Genomic DNA, 25,726 nt, shown 5'->3' on the forward strand with positions numbered 1-25,726 from the left:
AGGTGTTTTTTCTGAACCTAAAAAGTCCATTTTAAAAACCTGTAAGAGGGTGTTAAAAGTTGCAGGGACACATAGCTCTGAGTCTAGGAGTTTTTAGAGTCAGAGCTTAGGGGTTACTCCTTAGAAACGCGTTCGATGTAAAGCCCTTCGTTGGTATCGACTTTGATCAAGTCTCCTTCGTTGATATGCAAAGGAACTTGCACCACGGCCCCTGATTCTAAGGTGGCAGGTTTAGTCGTATTAGACACCGTATTGCCCTTTAGTCCAGGGTCAGTTTGAGCAATTCTTAGAACCACATGATTGGGCAGTTCGATAGAAATGGCACGCCCATTAAACAGGATCATCTGCACTTCAAGATTTTCTTTGAGGTAAAGTTTAGAGTCCCCCAAGACTTCGGAAGATAGGGCAAACTGTTCAAAGTTCTTTTGATCCATAAAGTTGTAACTGTCATCGGCGTACAAGTAAGACACATCACGATACTCGATATCGGGCACTTCAAATTTTTCGCCAGATTTAAACGTTCTTTCAAGGTTAGAGCCAGTCAGAATGTTTTTCAGTTTTGTGCGAGTAAACTGGTTCCCTTTACCAGGTTTAACGTGTTGAAAGTCCACAATGGCGTAGGGTTCACCATCAATTAAAATCTTTAAGTTCTTTTTAAAATCTGCTGTTTGATACATGCGGCTAAAGTAACACTGAAGCCTTGTGTTGGGAATGTAGAGTGAAGCATTTCATTACGGCGCGTTAGCTAAGATAAAATTCGTCGTGCCTCAATTCGATCATGAAGAGCACGTAATTTAGCTATTTTTTTAGACAGCACAACGTCGTTTTTCAATTCATTATAGTTAGTGCCATCACCTTGAAAGCGCTTTTCCACGTACTGTCTGCGTCTTAAGAACTCGGGCTCTTGTCCTAATTTGTTTATAGCCTCTTCAATACTTTCCAGAGCTTGAGTGAAGTCGCGACGAGCAATGTGAGCGTCAATCAAGGTGGCATACCGATCGACTTCATAACTGCGCGTCTTTTTGGCCAAGGGAACGGGAGATACGGCTTCCGTCTTTGGCGCCACTTGCGATGGGGAAGAAACAGTGTTGTGGTCCCCTTGGTCTTCGTAATCTGATGAGGCTTTTAGGGCCTCAAGTTTTTTAGTCATGGCTTTGGCTTTTTCGTCAAGCGGATCAAGGTACAAAGCCATTTTAAAAGCTTGTAAAGACAGGTCGATCTTTCCTGTTTCCAGGTAGCATTCCCCTAAAAGTTTATGGGCTAGCAGAAGTTCAGGGTTAAGTTCTGAGGCGTGTTTCAGTTCAGAAATGGCTTTGGGCCATAAGTTTTGCGCCATATAGATGCGCCCCAAGGTCATGCGCCCACTGGCAAATTCAGGATGAGCGCTGACTCCTTTAAGAGCAATGTCTAAGGCATGTTCAATCTGACCATTTTTACGATAAGCTTCAGCCAAGGGTGCAAAGACCTTAGAGCCAGGATCACGACGATAGAGATCCAGATACTTTTCGATTGAGTTTCTGTTTGACTGAGTCATCGTTTCCATTCTTACATCCTAAAAATTCAGTGGCAACGGGCAAATCAAGAAGCTCTTGATCCTTAGGCCGCTCCAGTCCATGATAGTCTACGTGGGCCAGATATGCAAAGTCAGGGTGCAACCATCATAGGCCTTTAACATCTTGGGGAGACACACATGCACGTTATACTAGGGATAGACCCAGGTTCGGTTCATTTGGGATACTCGGTATTAGCAGTGAATGACCGTCATGAAATTGGCCTTTTAGATTTTGGTGTCATCGAAAACCCGAAGTTAAGCTCCCTAGAGCGTTTGGGACTGATCCACAAAGAAATCAATGACTTGCTGCTTAAATATCAACCCCAAAGTGCGGCCATCGAAAAGGTGTTTTTGGGTAAGAATCCTCAAAGTGTTTTTCGTTTAGGTTTAGCAAGGGGCGCTGCTCTTGCCGCGCTTGCCGCTCATCAAGTCAGTGTGCATGAGTTTTCGCCTAAAGCGATGAAAAAGTATGTCACAGGTTCGGGTGTGGCCAGCAAAGAGAGTGTACTGATCGCCGTGCAACGTCTGCTGGGAATCCGCGCAGACATTCGTTATGATGCTGCGGATGCTATTGGTTTAGGCTATGTTTTGGCTCGACAGGTTATTGGCGCGCAAATGGGAAATCAATTTGTCATCAAGTAAAAACAAGTCAATAATGTCACCTGATAAAAAGGAGGCAGGCCTTGATTTCTATGCTCTCGGGTTTGGTTTTTGACCGCGACGAAGACAGCTTACACATTGAAACCCACGATATTGGCTATCAGGTGTTTGTGCCTCTGTCTTTATTGGCTCAGTACACTGTGGGGCAAAAGATCAAGCTTCGCATTTTTACACATGTCAGAGAAGATCTGATTCAGCTTTTTGGTTTTGAATCCAAAGTCCAAGAGAATATGTTTCGCAGTTTATTAAAAGTAAATGGCATTGGTCCGAAAGTGGCTTTGGGAATTTTATCCTCCGCCGACTCTGACCAGTTCAAGTCGATGATTGAAAGTAAAGACGTCAAAGCTTTAAGTCGTTTACCTAAAGTAGGAAAAAAGACGGCAGAACAAATCCTATTAAAACTAGGAGAGCTAGATTGGGAGCAGCGCCGCCAAAAAGAAGAGCCTGCCATTTTAGAAAATCCCGTAGCCAAAAAATTAAAACTTGCACTGGTGAATTTAGGTTTTTCTGCATCGGATGTGCATGACGTGGTGATGGGACTGGATTTAAAACAACCTTTTGAAGATAACTTTAAAAACAGTTTGGCTCAACTCAGTCAGATGTAAAACGCGTCCCAGAAGTGGAATGCCAAGATTTAACATAGAGGGTGTATTCAAATGCAAGACGAAGTGAAATGGACATCGGGGCACTTTAAAACCAGCACAGATCAGGGTGTGGATAAGGCTCTTAGGCCTCAAAAGTTTGAGGACTTCCCTGGGCAGTACACTGTAAAAGAAAAGCTTAAGATCTTTGTTCAAGCCGCCAAACAACGAGAGGAAGCCATTGATCATATTCTGCTCAGTGGCCCTCCAGGACTGGGTAAAACCACTTTGGCCCAGATCATTGCCAATGAAATGGGGGTGGCTTTTAAATCCACATCGGCTCCCGCTTTATCGCGCAAAGGGGATTTGGCTGCGATCTTGACAAGCCTTGCTCCCAATTCAGTTTTGTTTATTGATGAGATTCATCGTCTCAATAAAGACGTCGAAGAGTATTTATACAGCGCTATGGAAGATTACTTTATTGACCTGGTGACAGGTGAAGGTTTAGGGGCCCAAAGCATGCGCTTCCAACTTGTGCCTTTCACTTTGATTGGGGCGACAACGCGCGCAGGGCTTTTAAAGGCGCCGTTTCGTGATCGCTTTGGCATTCATGAAAGACTGCAATTTTATGATCTGATGTCTTTACAACAGATCATAAAGCGTTCATCGGATCTTCTCAATATCCCCATCAACGAGGCGGGAAGCCTTGAGGTGGCTAGAAGAAGTCGTGGGACTCCTAGGGTGGCTAACCGTTTTTTAAGACGCATTCGAGACTACGCAGAAGTGCAAAAGCAAGATGTGATTGATGAGATCTTGGCTGACTTTGCTTTAAAACATTTGGAAGTGGATGAGATGGGCTTAGAAAAAATGGATCGTCGTTATCTAGAGATCATAGCCCACAAATTTGCAGGTGGACCTGTCGGGGTGGATACACTTGCTGCGGCTTTGAGTGAAGAGCGCGACACCTTAGAAGAGGTCTATGAACCTTATTTGATCAAAGAGGGCTTTATTAAAAAAAGTTCACGTGGTCGTGAGCTGACCGACTTGGGACGCAAGTACATAGAAGATCGATCAGAAGATGAAAAGGACCTGTGAACAGGGCGTGTTGACGCAGAGGTGGCTTAAAGGCCGCAGCTTTTTAACACAACATTGCTTTTTGTCGCATTTTCTGGTTTTTTAAGCATTATGTCATTTCAAAGAACACTTAGAAAAGCAGTTGAAATTAAAGGTATTGGTTTGCACTCAGGCAAAGAGGCTACGGCTCTCTTTACACCTGCACCTGCCAACTCGGGCATCCATCTGATTCGTAAAGATTTAGAGGGTGATCCCACATTTAAATTAACTCCAGCACAAGTGATGGCCACAGATATGGCCACTACCTTGGGACTCACGCAAAAGACCTCAGTGTCTACAGTGGAGCATGCTCTGGCTGCCGTTGCCGCTTTAGGTTTAGACAATTTAAACATTGAGGTCTTTGGACCTGAGATGCCTATTATGGATGGCAGTGCGGCTCCCTTTTTTAAACAACTGCAAGCAGCAGGTTTACATGAGTATGTAGAGCCTAAGTTTTATTTTAAAATCGAAAAGCCAGTGAAAGTGGGCAACGATGAAAAGCATGCTTACCTTTTGCCCTACAGTGGGCTTAAGGTGACCAACACCATTGATTTTGCTCACCCCAGTATTGGTAAACAGTTTTTTGAATTTGAATTGAGTCCAAGGGCCTTTGAAGAGGACATCATGTATGCCCGAACTTTTGGCTTTATGAAAGATGTGGAAGCCTTAAGATCACGAGGGTTAGCCATGGGGGGCAGCCTAGAAAATGCGGTGGTTTTAGATGAGGAAAAGGTTTTAAACCCTGAAGGCTTACGTTTTCCTGATGAGTTTGTCAGACACAAGATTTTAGACACCATCGGGGACATGATGACCTTGGGGCATCCACTGCTAGGGCACATGGTGCTTTACCGTTGTGGGCATGACCTGATGAATCAACTGATGAAGGCTGTTTTGCAACAAGAAGACAGTTATAGGGTTTGCCAATTGACAGAAAACGACTATAACTCAGGGCAAGCCATGTTTGGCAAGGAGGAAGCATGATTATCGGTGTTCCAAAAGAGATTAAAATTTCCGAGAATCGCGTAGGGCTAACTGAAGCGGGTGTAAAACAACTAGTTTTAGAAGGACACACAGTTCTTGTAGAAAAAGACGCAGGATTAGGAAGTTTCATTAAAAATGAAGAGTACGAAAAAGCAGGTGCTGAAATTGTAGAAACTAAAGCAGAAGTCTACAAGCGCGCTGAAATGATCATCAAAGTGAAAGAACCTCTTCCAGATGAATATGATTTGATGCAAGAGAATCAAATTCTTTATACCTATTTGCATTTAGCTGCAGAACCACAATTGACCAAAGTTTTATGTCAAAGAAAAGTCAAAGCCGTAGCGTATGAAACCATTGAAGCTGCGGATGGATCACTGCCTTTACTGACACCCATGAGTGCCGTGGCAGGAAGAATGGCGACACAAATTGGAGCCTTCTATTTACAAAAAGACAAAGGCGGCAAAGGAATTCTATTAGGTGGAGTTTCTGGAGTGCAAAGAGGAAAGGTCACCATCTTAGGCGCAGGTGTTGTTGGGACTAACGCTGCAAAAATGGCAGTGGGTCTTGGTGCGGATGTGACGGTTCTGGATGTAAACCACAAAAGGTTAGAGTATTTAGATGACGTCTTCCAAGGACGTTTAAGAACACTTTATTCTAACGTGCAAAATATTGAAGAGGCGGTGGTGCAGTCTGATCTTGTGATCGGTGGAGTATTGATCCCTGGTCGTAAAGCTCCAAAACTTGTGAACAAAGACATGATCATGGCTATGAGTGAAGGCAGCGTTGTGGTGGACGTGGCTGTGGACCAAGGGGGATGTATTGAAACTTGCAAACCCACTTCACACACAGAACCTACATTCCAAGTGGGCGGCGTAATTCATTACTGTGTGCCTAATATGCCAGGTGTAGTTGCAAGAACTTCCACTTACGCTTTAACTAACGCCACATTTAGATACGGTTCTAAAATCGCAGAGATGGGCGTAGAAAAGGCTGTGGCTTCAGATCCGTTACTTTTAAAAGGATTAAATGTTTACAACGGTCATGTGACTTATGAACCTGTTGCTAGAGATTTAGAACTTGAGTATCGTCCTTACAAAGAACTTATTTAAAGTCATAATCAGTTAAGGTGGAAGATGAGGTGTCCCCACTTGTGGCTGTACACCAGCTTTCGCCCATGCTTTTTAAACCAAAGATCAGTTTTTGTATTATATGTATGACGTCGCAACTGTTTGCTCGCAATCAACATGTGAGCGGTGGTGGTGTGTCTTTTCCAAGCTTGCTTAGAGGTCTGAGAGGATAAGGCTCCGTGCTGACTTAAGGTTAAAATGTGATGAGGTGTTAGGGGGACTAGAGTATGTCCTCCCACCCAGAATTTCTTTTGATATAGAGAAACCGAAGATTGAATATGTAATGGACAACTCGGATTTTTCAGAAGATGAGCCAAATTTTTATTATTTTTAAACTCTGTCCAAAACGACGAACAAGAAGGGTTGAGCCACTTTTTATAAAACCAGGATAGATTTAAATGATGGCGATCTAGATGAGTCAGAAAAACTTGATTTGGAAACCTCTGACACAGAGACATGAGCTTTGGATCAAACCGTAAACGCTCACCACCCAGGTCTATATGCAAACACGTGTGATTCTGAATTAAGGTGTGCCACTGACCATAACCTGTATTCCAAACGATGTAATACTCAAAGGCATCATGCCCTATGCGTAGGGGTTGAAAACACAAGACATAAATCAAAATGAGAAAGAAATTTTTTAAGAAGTGATGTGCGCCGCTACGTTGCAGGCGCAGAATAGGGATCAAAGTTAAAAATATTATTCTTAACCCTTTATTTTTAAAGACCATAAATATATTTTTTGCGATGATACATGCGCAAAAATTCGCAAGCTTCAAAACACAGTACAGCAGAGACAAAATAAGAAAGGATATGCCAACGTGAGGGTTGGTACATTAAAAAATCTAATTGCGGTAAAGTGTTGGGGTGACTCACTAATAAAATCCAATGAAGACTCGATTGCAAATAGGTCAGCACAAAATCAAAAGCCAGAGCTATGGGTTGCAAGACTAGGGCAACAAGAGCTAAGCCCATGAGTAAGGGACTTAAAATAGGGGCTAAAAACATATTATTCAGAATAAATTGTGTCTGTTGAGCTTGCATCTGTAACAAGAGTGGAGACATGACGCCAAAAATAACAACATGAGTCCACCAAGATAGACCTGAAATGTAGGCTAGGCTGTAACTGGCTAAAACGCTCAGCTGAAAGGACAGAGAAAAAAGATCTGAAGGGAAAATAAAAAGATAGATGAGATTAGCCGCACTGACTCTCCTGAAGTGGGTCCACCCTAAAGAGTATTTTTGAGAACATGGAAGGAGTAGAATCTGTAGGGTGGCCCTCACAATAGGAGCTTCAAAGCCTGACATCAAAAGCATAAAAAGTAGAACAAGGGACTGTGTTCCTGTTTTGAATTTTAAAGGCGAACATCTTTTGACATATTTAAGTGCCAAGTAGACGTTAGAACCCGAGGCGACAAGAATATGAACCACCCCCATTTGGGTGAGTTGGGATTGGAGATTTGGGGCGTGAGATTCCTTAAAAGCGGCTCCACAGAAAAGGGCTTGAGCCACCTGATTGATCTGGGCAGGAGATTTAAAATAGTTGATGCAAATTTTTTGTGCAGGGCTTGTCCAGTCTCTGATTTTTTGACCTAGATTTAGAAAAATCAAAGCTAAAAAAATAAGCATTGCTAGGCAGAAAGGTGTTGATGATTTTTTAGGCATTTAAGCCTTGATATTCAAAATAAGTACTTAATATTAAAGGAGTTAGAGCTGAGCCTTGTGTAAATTGGCCGAAGGCCGATCACAGATTCTTAAATGGGCATAAAAATTTAGCTTAAAAATACAATAAACTTTAATATTTTCATATATTTACTTGATGGTTAAAAATCATGCAAATCGCTGAACTTCGCTACCAAGGTCCAGCACAAGGAGTTTGCATGGGGTATTTCCCCAAAAAATGTGGATAACTTTGTGAATGTAAAACTAGACCCTTATTTTGATTTTGCAACTGTGAGCATTTAAACTATTTTAAGAGGCTGCAACATGAAGTTACATACAGGCATTTTGGTGAGTTTAATCTTAGTAGGATCAACAGCTTATGCACAGAAGCGTCATAAACAATTTGGTCTAAAAGAAAAAGAAATTTCCAGAGCTTATAACAACTACTGGTCAACGCCTGTAGAGAATTGGTCCAACATCATCCGCCAACAGAACATAAGTACCTATTCAATTGTAAAAGGGGATACGCTTTCAGAGCTGAGCACGGTGCTTTTTGGTAATGAAAGCTATTGGACCAAAATGTGGGCTACAAACCCTTATATTAAAAACCCACATTTGATTTATGAAACAGACCAAATACATTTTATTTCTGGGGCTGCGAAAAGAAATGCCGCACCTATCGTGGGTTACGAAGTGGATCATGCTGCAAGTTCACGTAAGGAGCTGATTGCCTTCTCTGTGGATGAAGACACGATTAAGATTCCTGAGCCTATGCGTTTTCCGCCAGTGATCTCGCAACTTCCTGGGTCATTCCCATCTTGGTTGCCAAAGGCTGCGGCTAAAGACGGTGGAATTATGGCGATAGAAAGAGACGACAGCGCTTTAAGACGCGCAGAGATGGACTTTCTTTTAGAGTCCTTTGTGTCTGATAGATCATTAGATGTCAGAGGTGTTGTGCGCAACTTTCGCAATGTCATGTCCAACACGGGTTCTACCTATGGACGTCTATATGTGGAAGCTCGCGGTGAAGGCCTAGAGATGGGTCAGGTTTATACTGTAGCTGAGCGACGAGGGACCATTGAAACCTCTTTAGGAATTAAATACCCAGGGGCTTATCTCTATGAAAACCTAGGTGAAGCAGTAGTGCGCAGAAAGATTAACGACAGAGTGTTTGAAATTGAAGTCACTTCAAGCACAGGCTTAGTTGGACGTGGAGCTGTATTATTGCCAGGAAAAATTTCTAGATACGATTTGGATTTCAATATTGCTAATATTAAAGAGGTCGCAGCCACAATATTAAGAGGCAACTCACTCTTTGGTCACCATATCTATAATATTGGACAAGTGGTGTATTTGTCTAAGGGTTATAATGATGGAGTGGAAACGGGAGATGTGGTGCGCATCAATGAAGAGAGACATTTAAGAAATAACTTATTCTTTGATGTGGATGTTAAAAATCCTGTGGGGATTGTTAAAGTGGTTAAATCTACACCCAGTTTTTCTACGGGTGTCGTGGTGTCTCTTGCAGATTTTATGATTCCAGGTGATAAAACTCATAGATGAAACTGAATTTAAAAATTCAAATATATATACTCAAAGAGCTTCTATCGCCCTTTATCCTAAGTCTTTTTGTGTTTTTATTTACCATACTTATGGTGCAGGCTTTTAGGTTTACTGACATCTTATTGATGAGCGGTGGGGAACTCAGTGTCATTTTAAATCTTCTTAAGAATCTCATTGTTTCAGCCTTTCCCATTATTTTTCCGCTTTCATTGCTAGCGGCTATTTTATTAGGCTATGGTCGCTTAAGCCAAGACTCAGAACTGGTGGCCTTTTCGGCACTAGGTTACAGTTACAAACAGCTTGTGATTCCCGCCTTTATTTTAGGTGGCGGTGTTTTTTATCTTAGTCTTTTAAGCATCACTGATGTGGGCCCAAGAGGGACTCAGCTTTCTCGTGATCTAGCAAGACAGGTTCAGACCGAAACTTTAAAAACCACTTTAAAACCAGGCGTTTTTGTTAATGTCAGTGGGGTGACGTTTTATCTGCAAGAGATGGATCATAAAAGTAAAGAGACCTTTAAAAAGATTTTTATCTTAGATCAACGCAATACTAAGAGAGCTGTGATCCTTTCTGAAAGCGGTCAACTGATGGACAGTGAAGACACGCAAGCGGCTCAGGCTTCGTTTTTAAAACTTCTTAATGGCAATATTCATTTTCGTCCACGTCAAGAGTCTCATGCCGTTGTGAATTACAAAGAGTATGATTTGTCTTTTGCCAACAAAGAGGCCTCATTGCGTTCGGATTCTCCTAAAGCCTATACCAGTACTGAGCTACCAGCACGCGTCCAAGAGATCGCGGCTCTTGTTGCAAAGACTTCAGAAGATTTAGCAAACACTTCTGCAGACAGTCCTGAAGTGGGGCCTCTCAAGAAGAGTTTAAAAAATAATAAGGAGCTTCTGAATGAATTCGCTCTTGAAGGGTCGAAGAGAGTGCAAATCGCTTTAGCCTGCCTAGTGTTTATTGTTATGGGACTCAGTTTTGGTTTTCATACTTTTAATAGAGTGTCACGTTCTGAAAGTTTGGGAATCTGTTTAGGCTTAGGTATCATGTATTGGATCGTGTATTTTATTTTTGAATCCTTAGGTTATAAACTGCAAAATGCTTTAATGATGGCTGTTCCTAATCTGATATTTTTAGGCATTTCCTTTGTATATTTGATCTACCGCAATGGTGGATTTCGGTTGAAGACTTTTAAGCAAACTTAGGTCCTTGTGGTCTCGAACGATCATAGCGCCATCGTAAATCAATTGTAATGATCCCGAATAATTGGTGTCGAGAGGAAACGAAGGGACTACAGCAAGGGGAGTATTTAGGTTTTGGCAATAGAGTGCGGTCTTATAGGTGCCACTTCTTTTTTCTGCTTCCACAATCACACATAAGTCAGCCATAGCCGCAATGAGTTCGTTGCGGCTATGAAAATTATGTTTACGCATGGGGGTTTGAGGCAAGTAGTGACTGACTAGAGCACCTTGGTTTTCCAGAATAGATTCCTTAAGGGGCAATAGAGATTGGGGATAAATGCAATCATGCCCCGAAGGTAAAAATACAGTGGTGGCTTTTTTATAAAGTAAGGCACTGCTGTGGGCCCTTTGGTCTATTCCTCTAGCTCCTCCGCTGACAATATTTAAAGGCCCTACATCATAGGTGAGAAACTTTTGAAACTCTTCGTTCATCCATTTTAAAGTGTGGATTTGAGCATCACGTTTTCCTACAACAGCTAAATTAAAATGCGTGTCCCAAGTGGGATGTCCCTGAACAAACAGTAAGGGTGGGGGAGTTGTCAGATGTAAAAAAGAGGGAGGATAAAGTTCTGAGAAGGGAGTCAGTACAAAGAAGCTTTCTTGCCAAGACTGTAGTGTCTCGTCAATGGTGTGATAAGTGCTGGCATTGGTAAGTTTGTCTTCGATTCTTAAGGCTAAAGATGGAGATAGATGGGAGTGTTCTAAAGTCTGAAGAACTTCATGCAGTTCTTCTAAGGATAATTTGGGGAGCAAACCTAGAGCAACCCCTGCGCAGAGATGTAAGTGTGACCATTTCATAAGAACCTACAAGCAAGGCGCAGGCCCTTTTAAAAACAAGGGTTTTAGATGTTAAAACCCCATGTCCGATTCACGATACAGATTAAATGTGTGGGCCCACTTTATTTGCAATATCTTCTTTGGCCACATTGCCAATGATCTGCTCGACCTCTTCGCCGTTTTTGAAAAGAATCATTGTGGGAATAGAGCGCACGCCAAACTTCACAGCACTTTCGCGGTTCTCATCAATATTCACTTTAACCACTTGAGCTTTACCATTCCATTCGGAAGCAAGCTCTTCTAATTTAGGAGCCAAGGCACGACAAGGGCCACACCACTCTGCCCAAAAATCTACGAGGACAGGAACATTAGATTTTAAAACTTCTGTTTCAAATGTAGCGTCGGTAACGGCTTTGGTTGACATATTTATCTCCTTGTTTTCAATCGTTATAGTCGGCAGCAAGAGGTCTAACTTGTTGCAGGTATGTTCTCTTAATATTGTGACTGTTTGCTTAAAAGGCAAGGTCAGTCATGTTAAGCGAGGGGACCGTAAAATTTAATAAGAGCTATAGCCCAAAGGATTTGCTATCTTAATGACTTATCGGTCAGCTTTAAAAAAGGCCTTAAATTTCTAAACCCTTGGATTAAAAGAAGCTTCGGTTATAGGCGATGCTTGAGATGATTCCTAGTGAGGCCATGGTGGTCAGCATAGATGAACCCCCATAGGAAAGCAGTGGCAAGGGCACCCCCACAATGGGCAATAACCCCATGATCATCCCTATATTGATAAAAAAGTGCCAAAATAAAATCGCAAGTATGCCTACGATGACAATGCTCCCATAGGGGTCCGAGGTGGTCTGGGCCACCCGTAAGCCCAAAAGAATAAGAATGGCAAAGAGGGCAATAGTAGTGAGACTTCCCACAAACCCATGCTCTTCACTTAACACACTAAAGATAAAATCAGTATGTCGTTCGGGCAGGAATTCCAGTTGGGACTGAGTCCCCTTGCGAAATCCTTTTCCTAAAATTTTACCACTGCCCACCGCGATTTTAGATTGAATCGAATTGTAACCTGCTCCACGAGGGTCACGACCTGGTGATAGAAAGGTTAGAACTCTTCCTTTTTGATATTCTTTAAGTCCATATTTCCAAGCTACAGGGATCGCAATGATGGTCCCAATGATGGCTGTGATGATGATGGACCTTTTGACTTTTACAAAAATAAGCATGGTGCCCACAATGGCCACATAAAGCAGTGAGGTTCCAAGGTCAGGCTGAGCGACCGTGAGAGCAAAAGGAATAAGTAAAAAGACCATGGGGATTAAAAGATCTTTTAAGCTCATGCCATCCTCTTTGACACGAGCGGTGAAGATTTTGGCTAGAAGTAAAACTAGAGCGAGCTTCATGGTTTCTGAAGGCTGATATTTAAAAAAGCCCAAGTCTATCCAGCGCTGAGCCCCTAGGGCAGTTCGTCCAAATAAATCCACTACGACAAGCGCCCCAATATTGAGCACATAAATGACCATCACCCAACGTTTGATAAATTGATAGTTGATAAAGGTCACAATAAAAAAGATCACCCACCCTGCTAGCAGCCAGACAATCTGTTGCCAAAACAAACGATTCATATTGGAAGTAGCCAGCCCATGGGAGGCACTGTAAAGGTTGATCAACCCAATAATGTTTAAGGCCAAGATGACAATGGCAAAGTTGACATCAAACTTACGAATTCTTTGGTTATCACCAATGCTAATCATTGCGCATCCCTATTTTCTTTTTATCAGTTACAAAAAGATCAGGATGATATTTGCGCATGTAGCCCTCCATCACATCTCTTGCAAGAGGGGCCGAGCCCGTACTTCCATGACAAGAGTGCATAGTGATGACAGCCACTGCAATTTCAGGATTATCTGCGGGAGCATATCCTACGTACCAACCATGATGTCGATCTTCGATCTTTCGATCTTCACACTTTGAATAAATATCATCGGCCTTAAAGCTTCTGACCTGTGAGGTTCCAGTTTTACCTGCCATATCTACATGGGGAATCTTCCACCAACGAGCCGTTCCACGTTCGCCATTGTTCACACGCCATAGGCCTTTTTTGACAGCTTGAAAACTTTCTTTTTTGATAGTTAAACCTGAAGGATTATTTTCTTCAGTCATATCGTAACGCATAAGTGGGTGGAACTCTTGTAAGCTTTGGTTGACGTTTTTGCTGGCTAAAACTTTTTTGACTAAAAGAGGTTTATAAAGTTTCCCTTCATTACCAATAGCCAAATAAGCTAAAGCCATTTGTAAAGGAGTCACATCCAAAGAGCCTTGCCCAATGGCATGAGATAGATCTTCCCCTTTTTGCCATTCTTCGCCTCGGTTTTTAAGTTTCCAATCGCGTGAGGGGACAAGACCTGGGGTCTCGTGGTCTATCCCCACATTGGTTTTTACCCCCAAACCAAAAGCTCTAGCAAACTTTGCCATGATGTCGATGTTTAAACCCACAGCCAGTTTATAGAAGAACACGTTACTTGAGGTTTCAAGAGCTGTAGAGACATTCACCAGACCATGACCATGTCTTGTGTGATTGTGATAACGTCGACGACCCAAAACAAAAAAGCCAGGAGAGTCCATCAGAGTGTCAGGTTTAATGATGTCTTCTTCTAAAGCGGCTAAGGCCACAAAGACTTTGAAGGTGGAACCAGGAGAGAAGTGATCCTGAATGACTTTGTTTCTAAGAGGCTTAAAAGGGTGCATGATCAACTCGTTCCAATCTTTGCTGGATATTCCATATAAAAATTGGTTCGAGTCATAGGAAGGTTCACTGACCCAAGCTAGAATTTCCCCCTGTTTATTAAGAGCGACTAGGGCCCCAATTCTTTGTCCAATATGGTCTTCACGTTGAAAGGCTTTGTTGGCGATCTCTTGAATGTCTTGGTCAATAGTCAATTGCAGATGGTGTCCTGACTGAGGTGGAATGGGAGCGAGGTTAGAACCTTCAAGCACAGTCTCTTCGATGTCTGTCACGCGACCGTGAGCATCGACTTGCACGTATGTAAGACCATCTTCCCCACGAATTTCGTGGTCCCAAATTTTTTCCAGTCCCTTTTTCCCTATCATGTCCCCTGGGCTAAGACCTCGGCCTGCCACATCAGAATTATTAAGCTGAGCCCGAGAAACTTGTGAGATGTATCCAAACATTTGCGCGGCACTGTTACCAAAAGGATAAGAGCGAAAGATGAACTCTTCGACGTTTAAACTGGGATGATCAAGACGTAAAAGTTTAAGAGCTAAAGTTTGATCAAAATTTAAATTATCAGCAATCACCGCTGGGAAGAACGTTCCGTTTTTAATAATGCTACGGCGGATCTGTTCTCGAACTTGAGCTGAGGTCATGCCTAGAATAGGGCCTACCTTCTCTGCTATAAGATTACGTTCTTCTTCTTTAAGGTTTTGCAGGTTTAAAGTCAGTTGCAGCACCATGGTGTTATCGACAAGTACACGTCCTTCGCGGTCCAAAATATACCCACGAGGGGCAAGTACTTTTTTTTGTTTCACACGGTTTTTCACGGAAACGTTTCTAAGTTGTTCACCTTGAATGATCTGCAAATGCCATAAACGGGCTAGAAGAATAAAAAATAGAAGTCCTAAGAAAAAGTATAGGATCACAAAACGAGAAGAGAGGGTGTGAATCTGTTTCTCTGAGTCATATATGACTTCACCGCTCATGCGCTTAATCTCCTAAACCTTGAAACTCTGATGTTCGACTCCAGCGGTCTAATTTTTGCGAGAGGAAGTAAAGTGGGTAACTCATTACGGCTAACATTAAAGGCTGAATCAACCATTTGCCGATTTCAGGGACGATGATCGGTGGTCCCTCGCTTGAAAAAGACAGAACAAAGTGCAGTGCTGGGAAAAGTAGAGCAGCACTGAGACTGACCAGAAAGAAGAAAGAAAACTCAGGCCAGAAGAAACGCTGTTTGATGAACTGTACAAAAACAAAAAGCATGATTAAAGCGGCTAGTAGCAGTCCGATAGGAATGGAAGTGAAACCCGCTAAAATGAAGGTGGTCACATAGGTGAAGATCAAGCTGTACCAGAAGGAATGGTAAAGGATCACAAAGACAAAGGGCAAAGCCCACAATTGCGGTTGAGGTAAATTCATGGCAGGCCACAAGATGGTTTGAGCCCCAATGCAAATGGCAGTGAAGAAGGCAAACATGAAAAAGTTAAGGACCAATCTGAGATTCTTTTTAGGCATTATTCTTTCTCCGAAATCTTTTTAATGACTAAAACGCGCTCGAGTTTATTGAGGTCCTCTAGAGGGCGTATGATGACACGTTTGCTGATGTTAAAGGCGTCGTTTTTAGAACTTTCAACGATTCCTAGCGGAAATCCTTTAGGCAGCATTTGGCTGTAGGGACTAGTCACAATGAGGTCACCTTTGAGGACATCATCAGGACGACGGATGTTTTTGAGCTGAAGAGAGGTAGGACTACGGCCTTCCAGTAAGCCACGCACACGAGAGCGTTGAACCATGGCGTCCACCACAGCATAACGGTCGGTGATCAAAAGGGCGTTGCTGGTTTCAGGCAGAACTTCGGTGACGTAGCCAATGATATTCCCTGATTCACTTAAGAGCCCCATATACCGTTCAAGCCCCTGATTGGCTCCTTTATTGAGCGTAATGCTTTCCATGTCAGGGAGAGCATCAAAACTGATGATTTCAGCAGCAATCAATTTGTGACTCGAAGAGCTTTTTAAATCTAACAGTTTGCGGAGTTGCTGATTTTCTAGGCGTATTTCCTCGTAGCGAGCCACACGGGCATTCATAAAGGCTAAACGACGTTTTTGCTCCTCCTGCTGTTTTTTGATGTAAAGAAGATTCAGATATTCGTCAGTATTGCTGATAATGCGGTCACTGACCCAGTTAAAACCTGTTTGCACAGCGTGAGCGGTGTAGACAAAGGGCAAATGCAAAGAGCGCCAGCGCCCTCCTTCAACATTGTAACTCACCAGAGGTACAACTACGATAAGCATAAAGCCAAAAAAGCGTTTGAGATCAAAGTTACCGTTCAAGTTCTTTTTGCCCCTTTTCCTGCTGTAAAATTATGGTTCTTAGTCTATGGCACCATATCGTTTTGCAAAGCGCAATTATGATTTTCATATTATAGTTTAATTTAATTGCTAAAATCAAAAACTGTAGCAAAATATTTTGAGATTTAACACAAGAGGGCCAAACCATGTCTAAGAACTTTAGAAGAATTTTTGAGAAGCTTCGTCGACCCGATAAAAACCGTAAGAACCCAATTGCACTGCTTTTCTTTGGTGCGGTCTTTGCCATGATCATTTTTGCCTTCATTTTTATGGATCCAGGCATGATGGGTGGGGGGTCTTATGGAAACAGTGTCGCCATTCGTGTGGGCTCCTCAGTCATTCCCGTGTCTACTTATCGCCAACAGATGCAAATGGTAGAGCAAAGCATGGGTGGGATGCTCAATTCTGGTAATGATTACGTCATCAATATGATTCGTAGACAAATGCAGCAGCAGGCCATCAGTGCCATGGTCAACAAAGAGATCATGGAGTCCATTCAAGATAAAGAAGGGCTTATCATCCCAGATGGTATGATCTCTAAGGCGATTATTGATCTAGATTTTTTAAAAGAAGACGGTCGCTTTCAACGAGACAGGTACTACGCGTTTCTGGCCAACATGGGTATGGCGGCTGAAGATTTTGAAAAAGGCTTTAGAAAAGACTTGCGTTATATGCTGGTGCAAGACCTCTTCGCAGAGTCTTTTAAAAAGAACAGTCTTGAGGACCGAGTCACTGAGGGGATGAAGGACCTGCGTTTTCAGTTTGACTATGTGACTTTGGCTGAAGAGGACTTTAAAGCCCGTATGACCGTGACAGATGAAGAGGCTACACAGTTTTTACAGGACAGCAGTCAGCTTAAAAAAGCAAAAGACCATTATTCTAAAAATTTAGATCTTTACACCGTTCCAGATTCTGTAAAGGCCAAGATGATTTTGATCCTAGCAGAGGACGGCAGCCCGCAGTCTTTTGCAGACGCCAGAACTAGATTGGATGAAATTTCACAGACTCTTACAGTTGAGAACTTTGCCGAAAAGGCCAAAGAGCATTCAGATGACCCCACGGCGGCCCAAGGGGGCGAATTAGGTTATGTGGAAAGAGGGACCTATATTCCTGAATGGGATGATGTGGCCTTTAATACGAAGGTGGGAAAAATCTCAAGTCCTTTTAGAACTGATGCAGGTTGGATGCGCCTTCTGATTGAAGAGAAAAAAGTAGCTAAGAAGACTCAATTTGAAGATGTAAAACTGGACGTAGCTAAAAACCTAGTGGCCAGCACAAAAGCTCAGGCCACTTTTGACCAAATCCGAGGGCTTTTAAGAGACAAAAAAATACAAGACATCGAAACAGTTCTTAAAGACAATGACCTACAATGGATCAGCACTCCAGTTATGGGCTTAGATGTGAACGCCATCCCAGGAATTGGCACTTCAGAAAGAATCGTTTCCAGCGTCTTGTCTTTAACTCAAGACCAAGAGGTCTTTCCGTCACTCATTCCTTTTGACGAAAAATTATATTTACTTCGTCGCGGTAAAGTCACATTAGACAAAAGCAATGTATCTTCTCCTATGATGCAAAACATGAATGAGCCTAAGCGCGACACAGTGGCTTTAGTTCAATGGTTAGACGCCCAAATGAAAAACTTCAAAGTAGACATGAACCCAGCTCTTCAAGAAGAAATGGAACAAAGACAAAGAAACTAATAAAAACCCCTAAGAAGTTTTAACCTCTAAATTTTTAGACTTCGCACGCCAAACCCTTCCAGTTTGGCGCAGCCCCTTCGTGGGGTGTGTTTTGGGAATTTATTTGTATATGGTCGAAATGCGAGTTCGGCTTGGCGTAGCTTTGCGAACGCAAAGCTATGCCAAACGTCACTGTCTGAGCATTTTGAGTATATACAAATAAATTCCCAAAACACACCCCACGAAGGGGCCAGCTCAGTAGAAGTGTTGCCGTGTTGTAGAGGTAAAAGTTCACAGGTTTTAGGATAGTGTTCTATTCTAAGTCAGGGGGTGTTTTGTTCCATTTTTGTCTCAAAATGACATATTTTTGGCTAAAAAAGTTTTTGAGTGCTCAGGACTTTATTTGAAGTCACCGACAAGACTTTAGTATGAAAATATTAGCAGTTTTGATTGTGACATTGTTGTGGCCGTTTATGTCTGTAGCACAGTCGGGGGACTTTGCTCCAGGTGAGATTATTGTCAAATTTAAATCCCCTAAATCAGACTTTAGGTCTTTGGGTAAGGCCGCAGCAAATGCGCAATTGACCCACCAGAAGGCATGGCGTTCTGGGAACTTTCATCAGTTTTCTATGAAGACTTCAGATTCTGTGTACGATGTTTTGCAAAGACTAAAAGAAGATCCAGAAGTCGAATACGCCGAACCCAATTACTATCTTTATTCCAATCAACAAGCTTACTCTGCGACATCTGCGGCGATTGGTGTTGTAGAATCATGGAGCGTTCAGTCTGGAAATAGTGGGGGCGAGGCTCCTATTATTGCCATTTTAGATTCAGGTGTGGATGTCAATCATAGGGTGTTTAAAAATACAGGTCGTTTATGGACGAATCCTGGGGAATTAAATCATAACGGTTATGATGATGACCGTAACGGTTACAGAGACGACATTCACGGCTGGAACTTTATTGAGAACAACCCCAATGTGGATGATCCTGCTCAAGGAACTGGACACGGAACCCATGTGGCGGGGATTGCTGTAGGGGTATCCGAAGAGATCAATAACTTTAAACCTAATAATGCGCCACCCGCTAAAGTGCAGATCATGGCTTTGAAATTCCTTGATGCTCAGGGTGTGGGAAAGACTTCTAATGCGATTGAAGCTATCTATTACGCTGTTGATAATGGCGCACGAGTGATCAACAACTCTTGGGGGGGCAGAAACTACAGTGCTGCACTACATGAGGCTCTGACTTACGCTTATAATAAAGGTGTGATCATTGTGTCTGCAGCAGGAAATAATGGAACAGATAATGATTTAAATCCCATGTATCCTGCCTCTTATGATGTTCCTAGTATGATCAGTGTCGCTGCTGTAGATAACTACGATCGTTTAGCTGATTTTTCAAATTATGGAGCAGAATCAGTACATGTGACGGCCCCAGGTATAGCCATTTACAGTACTGTGCCCACGGGTACAGGCCGTGAGTATTATTATAAATCAGGAACCAGTATGGCGGCTCCGTTTATTGCGGGTCTTGCCGCTATGTTGATTCGTGAAGCTCCAGGGCTTACAGGTTATCAGATCAAAGAAAAGATTTTACAGTCTAGTCCTTCAGTGACTCGTTGTACGAGCTTACCAGTGCAGTTTTGTGTGGAAGATGATCGACGTATGGATGCTCGTGAAGCCGTGGTTTATGCTAAGAGTTCCAATAAAGAGGCTCCCTATCAGCCTTACTACTCTCCAAGTTATAAGATGGGTTCACGTGATTTAGCGTCGAGCGATCTTGTAGCTCAAGGATTTGGTTGTGGTACTGTCAGACAGCTTTATACAGATGCGAACTCTAATCTAGGACAAAAAAATAAACCTAGACATCCTTCTCCACTCACTCTTGTTCTGTTAGCCGCCCCTGTGCTTTTAGCCTTAGGGTTTAAATATCGTTACCGTCAGCATGATCGCAGAGCTTCAGAGCGTCAGCGTATCTTTATGCGTGGACAGATTGTCACGGATCGCGGATTTGTGGTTCCTGTGCAGGTCTTATGTTGGTCTGCAGGAGGCGCTGGTATCCAATTGACTGATGATGATCGTGAGGCCTTTAAAAATGCCGAGTCTTTCTCTAACGTCACTCTAAGAATCAAATCTAAGTTGGGGCAAATTGTGGTGTCTTCGGCCAAAGTGGTGCGCAAAGACCAATCAGGATATATGGGTATCCAGTTTGACTCTGGTGCAGAGGTAGAAGGCGGTAAGGCGAAAGGGTCTTAATCCCCTTAAGAGAGGTGATGGCGCAAGTCGATGATAAGCGCCAATCTTGAGTTTGTACTGCACATGTGGCTAAAAGCTTGAACCTTCAAAGGACAAATTTTAAAAATACTCGCTTTAATGAGGCGAGTATTTTTTTATGGCTTTAATACTTAAAGTCTGATTCTGACTTGAGATCACAAAATAGTCATTTCTAGAACTCATAAACTCAAATTCAAAATCTTGGCGAGTCAAGCCCACAAAAAGACAAACGGTTTTGCACTTTATTGCAGAGTGTGAATCAAGAATCAACACGTTTTCATTTATCTGCACTCAAGGCAAAATACGCTCAATTCCTAAGAATTTGTCTACAAACCCTTAAAAGTATTGTAGAAGAAGTCTAAATAAACACAAATGGCTACAACAAAAAAGGGGTGGAAGTATGAAAGCTTATATGAACGTCACATTTCTATGTGTAAGTGTATTAGGCCTTGCTGTAAGTGGGTGTCAAAGTACACCTAAAAAACAAGCTGCAAATCAAGAAGAGGCTGTGGGTCGTTTGATTAAACCTCATCTTGGCAAAGAAGATTTTAGAGGTGGAAGCACAAGTGGAGCTGACGTCGTGATGGATAACGACACGGGTTCGAAATACTTTCAAGCCATTCAAGAGGCTAAAACCAAAAAAGAAAAAGATCGCCAAGCCATCCTAGCGCAAGTGGGTGATTACAAAGTGAGTTTTGAATTTATCGAGACTTTTGCTTTTGATAAATCACAAGCTTTAGATAAACCGTATTTTTCTTGGGCCACAGAGTACATCTTTCCTTTAGAGGTCAAAGACAACTTTATCAGCTTACAGCACATTTTAGTGATGACCATGAAAGAGGACTCTGGAAAAACAACAGAGCCTTATGTGGTCAAGCACTGGAGACAAGATTGGACTTATGAAGCCAAAGACATGCTGACTTTTGTGGGCAACATGTCTTGGAAAACAACTCAATTAACACCAGCGCAATGGAGAGGAGCTTGGGTTCAAGCTGTGTACCAAGTGGATGATTCTCCACGATACAATGCTGTAGGAAAATGGGTTCACACACCTGACTTTTCTACTTGGGACGCCGAATCTGCGTGGCGCCCTCTACCACGTCGAGAGCACACTCAGAGATCCGATTATCAAGCCCTAGATTCTAAAAATCGTGTCACTGTCACTCCTACAGGTTGGTATCATGAACAGGATAACGTCAAAGTCGTGGTGGACCCTAAAACTCAAAAACCCACAGGTTATATTACTCGTGAAATTGGTTTTAATAGATACGAACGCATTAAGGATTATGATTTCAGTGTAGGTAAAGAGTACTGGAATAAAACAGCTCCTTACTGGGCCAGCGTCCGTAAGCATTGGGATGATGTGATCAAAAAGACCAAAGCTTTTAGTTTAGCAGATGAAGTTGCAGATAAAAAACTTTACAAATATCACTTCGAATTTGCCAATCAAATTGTGGAAGACAGCAAAGACAAAAAAGATTTTAAAGCCGACGCCAATGTATATAAAACTCACGCGACAAAAACCATTGACTCTTTTGTGCGCAAAAACTGATTGGATGTAGAATGTTAAGATGGGTTCTTGTTCTTTTATGTTTAGCTTTAGCAAGTGTAGAGACATTTGCTGCTGAAAGCGTAGAAGAAAAGATAGAGCCCGTCGTATTTACAGGCACCCGTCGTGCTAGGTCTCTCACCAACTCACCTGTGAAGACTGAACATGTAGGCAAAGAGGTCATCGAAAGAAATCATCACTCTGATGTGTCGCAAGTTTTAGATAATATTCCAGGTGTGACCTTGCAAAATCTGACAGGGCGCTTAGGACAAGCTCCTGTGATTCAAGGTTTGAGTGACGATCGGGTCTTGGTGCTGATTGATGGTATCCCTCAGTTGCAAATCTCATCTTCAGGTTATGATCTCACTCAGATGTCTGTAAACGACATCGAAAGCGTGGAAGTGATCAAAGGGGCAGCGTCTTCGCTTTATGGCAGTCAAGCTATGGGCGGAGTGATCAACATCATCACCAAAAGACCTACAGAACGCACGGCTTACTCACTGGATCTTAAAAATCTTTATACCTCTGACGAGCAATTGGATTCTGTGCGGACTTTACCTAACGTCATCAACGCCCATGTCTCTGGTGGTGTTTCGGATTTGTTTTTGTATAAGTTGTCCTTTGGTCATCGCCGTCAAGGTGTGATTGATTTAGATCCTTCTACCGTTGCGCAAGACGTGGGGGAGACTTTAAGACATAATCTTTCAGGCAATCTGACCAAAAAGTTCAACAAAAATATGACAGTGAGCCTAGATGCTCAACTTATAGATGAAGAGTTAAGTAAAACCGTCTCCGCACCTGTGGGTGGAATGGGGTATGTGCCTATTTTAAACGAAAGTTACACCACCACGCAGACTTACACTTTAGGCAACAACTACAGCTTTTATAATGGATCAAATTTAAAAACGACGTTGTTTTATTCCCAAGTGGTAGACAGGTTGGTGCTCAATGATAACCCCGCAACCTCTTATGTTGAAAATGAAAAAAGTGCTGATCTCAACACTGTGATGCTTGAAACTCAGTACGACGTCGAGTTTTTCCCTAACCAAGAGACCACAATTGGGGCTCAGTATCGGTACCAGTTCCTAGATCAAGACAATGTGGTGAATAACTCTTCAGGCTCTGCATCGAATAAAGAAGTGGATAGAAAAACACTTTGGTCGGTAGAGTCTTACGCCCAACACAGTTTAAAATATAAAAACACGGAATTCACTCCTGGTGTGAGAGGGCAATATGACAGCCACTTTGGTTCGCAAGTCACGCCTTCAATGAATTTTATGTACTCACCTAAATGGTTTGAAGACATACAGAGCAACATCCGTGGGTCTATTGGTGTAGGATATAGAGTGCCCACATTAAGAGAGCGCTTCTTTTATATGGACCACCGTGCCCTTGCAGGATACATCATTGAAGGTTCCACAGATCTTCAACCTGAACAGTCGGTCAGTTATCAATTAGGTATTGAACTGATCAATCGAGACAAGTTTTCTTTTCACATGAATGGATTTTTAAATAATGTGCGTGACATGGTCAGTGTGATTGAAGGGACAACTTCGGATGGTACGATGCTGTTCACTTACGGTAATATTGAAAATGTGCAGACTCGAGGGGTGGAGTTCACGGCTTCCGTGCAGCCTTTTGCAAAATGGACCATCGAACAAGATGTGACTCTTTCTAGGTCCATCAATCAAAACGAAAATACTGAAGTGCCTCTAAGGCCCAGAACCATTTATAAATTACGAGCCCATTGGCAGGCAAACAGCAAATTGATGCTGTCAGGGATATTTAGATATCAAAGTGATGAGTACGTAAATGTCTCTAACACGGACATTTCACAGTCCTATTCGGTTTTGGATCTGATGCTGAATTATCAGTATGATCCACGTTTGAAGTTGTATGCAGGGGTAGAAAATATGTTCGATGTTACTCGTAATCCTGCTAAGGACGGGGAAATGTTGGCCTTTGATAATCGTCCTGTGATGGGTCGACAGTTTTATATTGGAATCAACTTTGCAAATATGTAAGTTTAGAAAGAAAGGATAAAACCATGAAAGAAAGGATAAAGATTCAAATTTTATCAGTCATTCTTATGACATTCACAGCGTGCGGAGAGTTAGAGTCTAAATCTAATAATACCCTTCCTCCTTCATCAGGCGGAGCAAATGGGGAACAGTCAGCTACCCAGAATGAAGATGTCACTAGTGCAGAAGATACAGATGAGATGGTGGTGATCACAGGCCCTGAAGTTTTAGCTTCGACCTTGGTTTTTACAGATACGCTATTTTCAGATTATAAGTGGTACAGTTACAATATGCTTAATCATAGAGTGTATCCACTTTTTGATGTGTATGCGATCCGTTCAGGTTCTGCTGGACAGTACTATAAGGTGCAGATCATTGATTACTATTCTAAAACCACACAAGAGGCAGGCCACTACGAGCTTCGCGTTCAACGTCCTGATGGTGTAGTGAAAACAGTATCTGTTGCCGCCGTTGGATGTGGTGATCCCATTGGTGGAGTCGTGCCTGAGTGTGACGAGAAGAACACCTATGTCTTCTTAAACCTTGATACAAATCAAGTGACACACATGACGGCAGAAGTGGCTATTACTAAAGCGGACTGGGATTTAGGGTTTAAAAGAACGGATGTGTTGCTAAACAGTCCATCAGCAGGAGCGGGTTCTACTCAAGGTGCCTTTCTGTACAGAAACCCAGACTTCTTTGGCGCTTTTGGTTTTGCCAAATATGATCTGCTTATGGAGGCGTACGTAAACGGTGGTGAAGAGCAAGCCTTCCATGATGCAGGTTTTGTTGTCCCTTAATGTCTTAAGGGACTTTTTTGAATTTCAACATGTGTAGATCAATATAAGAAACCTTAGACTGATGGCTTCTAATACGCGTTGGTGATTGCTAGAAGTTCCAATCTTCGTCTTCAGTCACCACGGTTTTGCCAATCACATAAGAAGAACCTGAACCTGAGAAGAAGTCGTGGTTTTCATCTGCGTTGGGGGAAAGGGCGGCTAAGATCGCAGGGTTGACGTCAGTGACAGACGCAGGGAACAGAGGTTCAAAACCTAAGTTCATCAACGCCTTGTTGGCATTATAGTGCAAAAACTTTTTCACATCTTCAGTCCAACCTACGGGATCATACAAATCTTCTGTGTATCTGGATTCATTTTCGTAAAGATCAAATAACAGAGAGAAAGCATAGTCTTTGAGTTCTTTTTGCTGAGCTTCAGGAAGTTTCTCATAAGCCTTTTGGAACTTATACCCAATGTAATATCCATGCACGGCCTCGTCTCGTATGATCAAACGGATAAGGTCAGCGGTGTTTGTCAGTTTAGCACGACTTGACCAGTACATGGGAAGATAAAACCCAGAATAAAATAAAAAGCTTTCTAAAAATACGCTTGAGATTTTTTTCTTTAAAGGATCGTCAGCTAAATATTCAGTCAGGATCAGCTCTGATTTTTTTTGTAAAAACTCATTCTCTTCACTCCATCTGTAAGCTTCATCCACATCTTTCATTAAACATAGGGTGGAAAAGATAGAAGAGTAAGACTTAGCGTGAACGGCTTCCATAAAAGAGATATTGGTTAAAACAGCCTCTTCGTGAGGGGTGACAGCGTCTTTAACAAGCTCTAATGCCCCTACGGTGTTTTGGATAGTGTCTAGTAGTGTAAGACCTGTGAACACACGAATAGTGAGTTGCTGTTCCATGGGGTTTAAGGTGGCCCAAGACGGGATGTCATTAGATAAGGGTACTTTTTCTGGAAGCCAAAAGTTTCCAGTCAGACGGTTCCAGACCTCTAAATCTTTTTCATCTTCAATGCGGTTCCAATTGATGGCTTTAATATTTTTAAATGTACTCATTT

23 protein-coding genes are annotated in these 25,726 nt (G+C 42.4%); 12 read left to right on the plus strand and 11 right to left on the minus strand.

Going from position 1 to position 25,726, the window contains the following annotated elements; all coding sequences use genetic code 11:
* Positions 1 to 113: 113 nt before the first annotated feature.
* Together efp and M9899_06485 are read right to left on the minus strand one after the other, a co-directional pair.
* On the minus strand, positions 114 to 677 hold the full coding sequence (gene efp, locus M9899_06480) for an elongation factor P (GenBank protein ID MCO5113803.1): 564 nt from the start codon (positions 675 to 677) through the stop codon (positions 114 to 116).
* A gap of 68 nt (positions 678 to 745) precedes the next feature.
* The gene (locus M9899_06485; protein MCO5113804.1) at positions 746 to 1,543 is read right to left on the minus strand and encodes a tetratricopeptide repeat protein; all 798 of its coding nucleotides are present in this window, start codon (positions 1,541 to 1,543) and stop codon (positions 746 to 748) included.
* A gap of 147 nt (positions 1,544 to 1,690) precedes the next feature.
* Here M9899_06485 and ruvC point away from each other — a divergent pair, with 147 nt between their 5' ends.
* The 5 genes from ruvC to ald all read left to right on the plus strand — a co-directional run bounded on the left by ruvC (position 1,691) and on the right by ald (position 5,996).
* A complete protein-coding gene (gene ruvC, locus M9899_06490; GenBank protein ID MCO5113805.1) occupies positions 1,691 to 2,194 on the plus strand; it encodes a crossover junction endodeoxyribonuclease RuvC in 504 nt (167 codons plus the stop codon).
* Between the two features lie 50 nt (positions 2,195 to 2,244).
* Positions 2,245 to 2,817: a Holliday junction branch migration protein RuvA gene (gene ruvA / locus M9899_06495; GenBank protein ID MCO5113806.1), complete on the plus strand. Its 573-nt coding sequence runs from the start codon at positions 2,245 to 2,247 to the stop codon at positions 2,815 to 2,817.
* A 51-nt stretch (positions 2,818 to 2,868) separates the two neighbouring features.
* Positions 2,869 to 3,888, plus strand: coding sequence for a Holliday junction branch migration DNA helicase RuvB (gene ruvB / locus M9899_06500; protein MCO5113807.1), 1,020 nt, complete (start codon positions 2,869 to 2,871; stop codon positions 3,886 to 3,888).
* A 90-nt stretch (positions 3,889 to 3,978) separates the two neighbouring features.
* Positions 3,979 to 4,887: a UDP-3-O-acyl-N-acetylglucosamine deacetylase gene (gene lpxC, locus M9899_06505; GenBank protein MCO5113808.1), complete on the plus strand. Its 909-nt coding sequence runs from the start codon at positions 3,979 to 3,981 to the stop codon at positions 4,885 to 4,887.
* Positions 4,884 to 5,996, plus strand: a complete 1,113-nt coding sequence (gene ald / locus M9899_06510) for an alanine dehydrogenase (protein MCO5113809.1) — start codon at positions 4,884 to 4,886, stop codon at positions 5,994 to 5,996. Before lpxC ends, ald begins: the two co-directional genes overlap by 4 nt.
* Positions 5,997 to 6,004: 8 nt before the next feature.
* Here ald and M9899_06515 read toward each other — a convergent pair whose 3' ends face one another.
* Both M9899_06515 and M9899_06520 read right to left on the minus strand, forming a co-directional pair.
* Entirely contained in the window at positions 6,005 to 6,745 is a 741-nt protein-coding gene (locus tag M9899_06515; GenBank protein ID MCO5113810.1) for a hypothetical protein, read from the minus strand.
* A complete protein-coding gene (locus tag M9899_06520; protein ID MCO5113811.1) occupies positions 6,735 to 7,679 on the minus strand; it encodes a ComEC/Rec2 family competence protein in 945 nt (314 codons plus the stop codon). Before M9899_06520 ends, M9899_06515 begins: the two co-directional genes overlap by 11 nt.
* A 321-nt stretch (positions 7,680 to 8,000) precedes the next feature.
* Here M9899_06520 and M9899_06525 point away from each other — a divergent pair, with 321 nt between their 5' ends.
* Both M9899_06525 and M9899_06530 read left to right on the plus strand, forming a co-directional pair.
* A complete protein-coding gene (locus M9899_06525; protein ID MCO5113812.1) occupies positions 8,001 to 9,239 on the plus strand; it encodes a hypothetical protein in 1,239 nt (412 codons plus the stop codon).
* On the plus strand, positions 9,236 to 10,444 hold the full coding sequence (locus M9899_06530) for an LptF/LptG family permease (GenBank protein MCO5113813.1): 1,209 nt from the start codon (positions 9,236 to 9,238) through the stop codon (positions 10,442 to 10,444). The genes M9899_06525 and M9899_06530 overlap by 4 nt, the downstream gene beginning before the upstream one ends.
* Here the strand turns inward: M9899_06530 and M9899_06535 are convergent.
* From M9899_06535 to mreC, 6 genes are all read right to left on the minus strand, one after another.
* Positions 10,373 to 11,278 (minus strand): DNA-protecting protein DprA, encoded by a 906-nt coding sequence (locus tag M9899_06535; GenBank protein MCO5113814.1) that lies wholly within the window; start codon positions 11,276 to 11,278, stop codon positions 10,373 to 10,375. The genes M9899_06530 and M9899_06535 overlap by 72 nt on opposite strands.
* Positions 11,279 to 11,360: 82 nt before the next feature.
* The gene (gene trxA, locus M9899_06540; GenBank protein ID MCO5113815.1) at positions 11,361 to 11,681 is read right to left on the minus strand and encodes a thioredoxin; all 321 of its coding nucleotides are present in this window, start codon (positions 11,679 to 11,681) and stop codon (positions 11,361 to 11,363) included.
* 220 nt (positions 11,682 to 11,901) lie between these two features.
* Positions 11,902 to 13,014, minus strand: coding sequence for a rod shape-determining protein RodA (gene rodA / locus M9899_06545; protein MCO5113816.1), 1,113 nt, complete (start codon positions 13,012 to 13,014; stop codon positions 11,902 to 11,904).
* Positions 13,007 to 14,980 carry a penicillin-binding protein 2 gene (gene mrdA, locus M9899_06550; GenBank protein ID MCO5113817.1) on the minus strand — a complete coding sequence of 658 codons (1,974 nt, stop codon included), beginning with the start codon at positions 14,978 to 14,980 and terminating at the stop codon, positions 13,007 to 13,009. The genes rodA and mrdA overlap by 8 nt, the downstream gene beginning before the upstream one ends.
* A gap of 4 nt (positions 14,981 to 14,984) precedes the next feature.
* Positions 14,985 to 15,512: a hypothetical protein gene (locus M9899_06555; GenBank protein MCO5113818.1), complete on the minus strand. Its 528-nt coding sequence runs from the start codon at positions 15,510 to 15,512 to the stop codon at positions 14,985 to 14,987.
* The gene (gene mreC, locus M9899_06560) at positions 15,512 to 16,330 is read right to left on the minus strand and encodes a rod shape-determining protein MreC (protein ID MCO5113819.1); all 819 of its coding nucleotides are present in this window, start codon (positions 16,328 to 16,330) and stop codon (positions 15,512 to 15,514) included. The genes M9899_06555 and mreC overlap by 1 nt, the downstream gene beginning before the upstream one ends.
* A 164-nt stretch (positions 16,331 to 16,494) precedes the next feature.
* Here mreC and M9899_06565 point away from each other — a divergent pair, with 164 nt between their 5' ends.
* From M9899_06565 to M9899_06585, 5 genes are all read left to right on the plus strand, one after another.
* Positions 16,495 to 18,048 carry a SurA N-terminal domain-containing protein gene (locus M9899_06565; protein ID MCO5113820.1) on the plus strand — a complete coding sequence of 518 codons (1,554 nt, stop codon included), beginning with the start codon at positions 16,495 to 16,497 and terminating at the stop codon, positions 18,046 to 18,048.
* 407 nt (positions 18,049 to 18,455) lie between these two features.
* A complete protein-coding gene (locus M9899_06570) occupies positions 18,456 to 20,285 on the plus strand; it encodes a S8 family serine peptidase (protein ID MCO5113821.1) in 1,830 nt (609 codons plus the stop codon).
* Between the two features lie 418 nt (positions 20,286 to 20,703).
* On the plus strand, positions 20,704 to 21,855 hold the full coding sequence (locus M9899_06575; GenBank protein MCO5113822.1) for a hypothetical protein: 1,152 nt from the start codon (positions 20,704 to 20,706) through the stop codon (positions 21,853 to 21,855).
* Positions 21,856 to 21,866: 11 nt separating this feature from the next.
* Entirely contained in the window at positions 21,867 to 23,876 is a 2,010-nt protein-coding gene (locus tag M9899_06580) for a TonB-dependent receptor (protein MCO5113823.1), read from the plus strand.
* Positions 23,877 to 23,899: 23 nt separating this feature from the next.
* The gene (locus tag M9899_06585; GenBank protein ID MCO5113824.1) at positions 23,900 to 24,673 is read left to right on the plus strand and encodes an HmuY family protein; all 774 of its coding nucleotides are present in this window, start codon (positions 23,900 to 23,902) and stop codon (positions 24,671 to 24,673) included.
* Between the two features lie 88 nt (positions 24,674 to 24,761).
* Here M9899_06585 and nrdF read toward each other — a convergent pair whose 3' ends face one another.
* Positions 24,762 to 25,724, minus strand: coding sequence for a class 1b ribonucleoside-diphosphate reductase subunit beta (nrdF, locus tag M9899_06590; GenBank protein ID MCO5113825.1), 963 nt, complete (start codon positions 25,722 to 25,724; stop codon positions 24,762 to 24,764).
* Positions 25,725 to 25,726: the final 2 nt, after the last annotated feature.

The organism is Pseudobdellovibrionaceae bacterium (genome assembly GCA_023954155.1).
GTDB lineage: Bacteria > Bdellovibrionota > Bdellovibrionia > Bdellovibrionales > UBA1609 > JAMLIO01.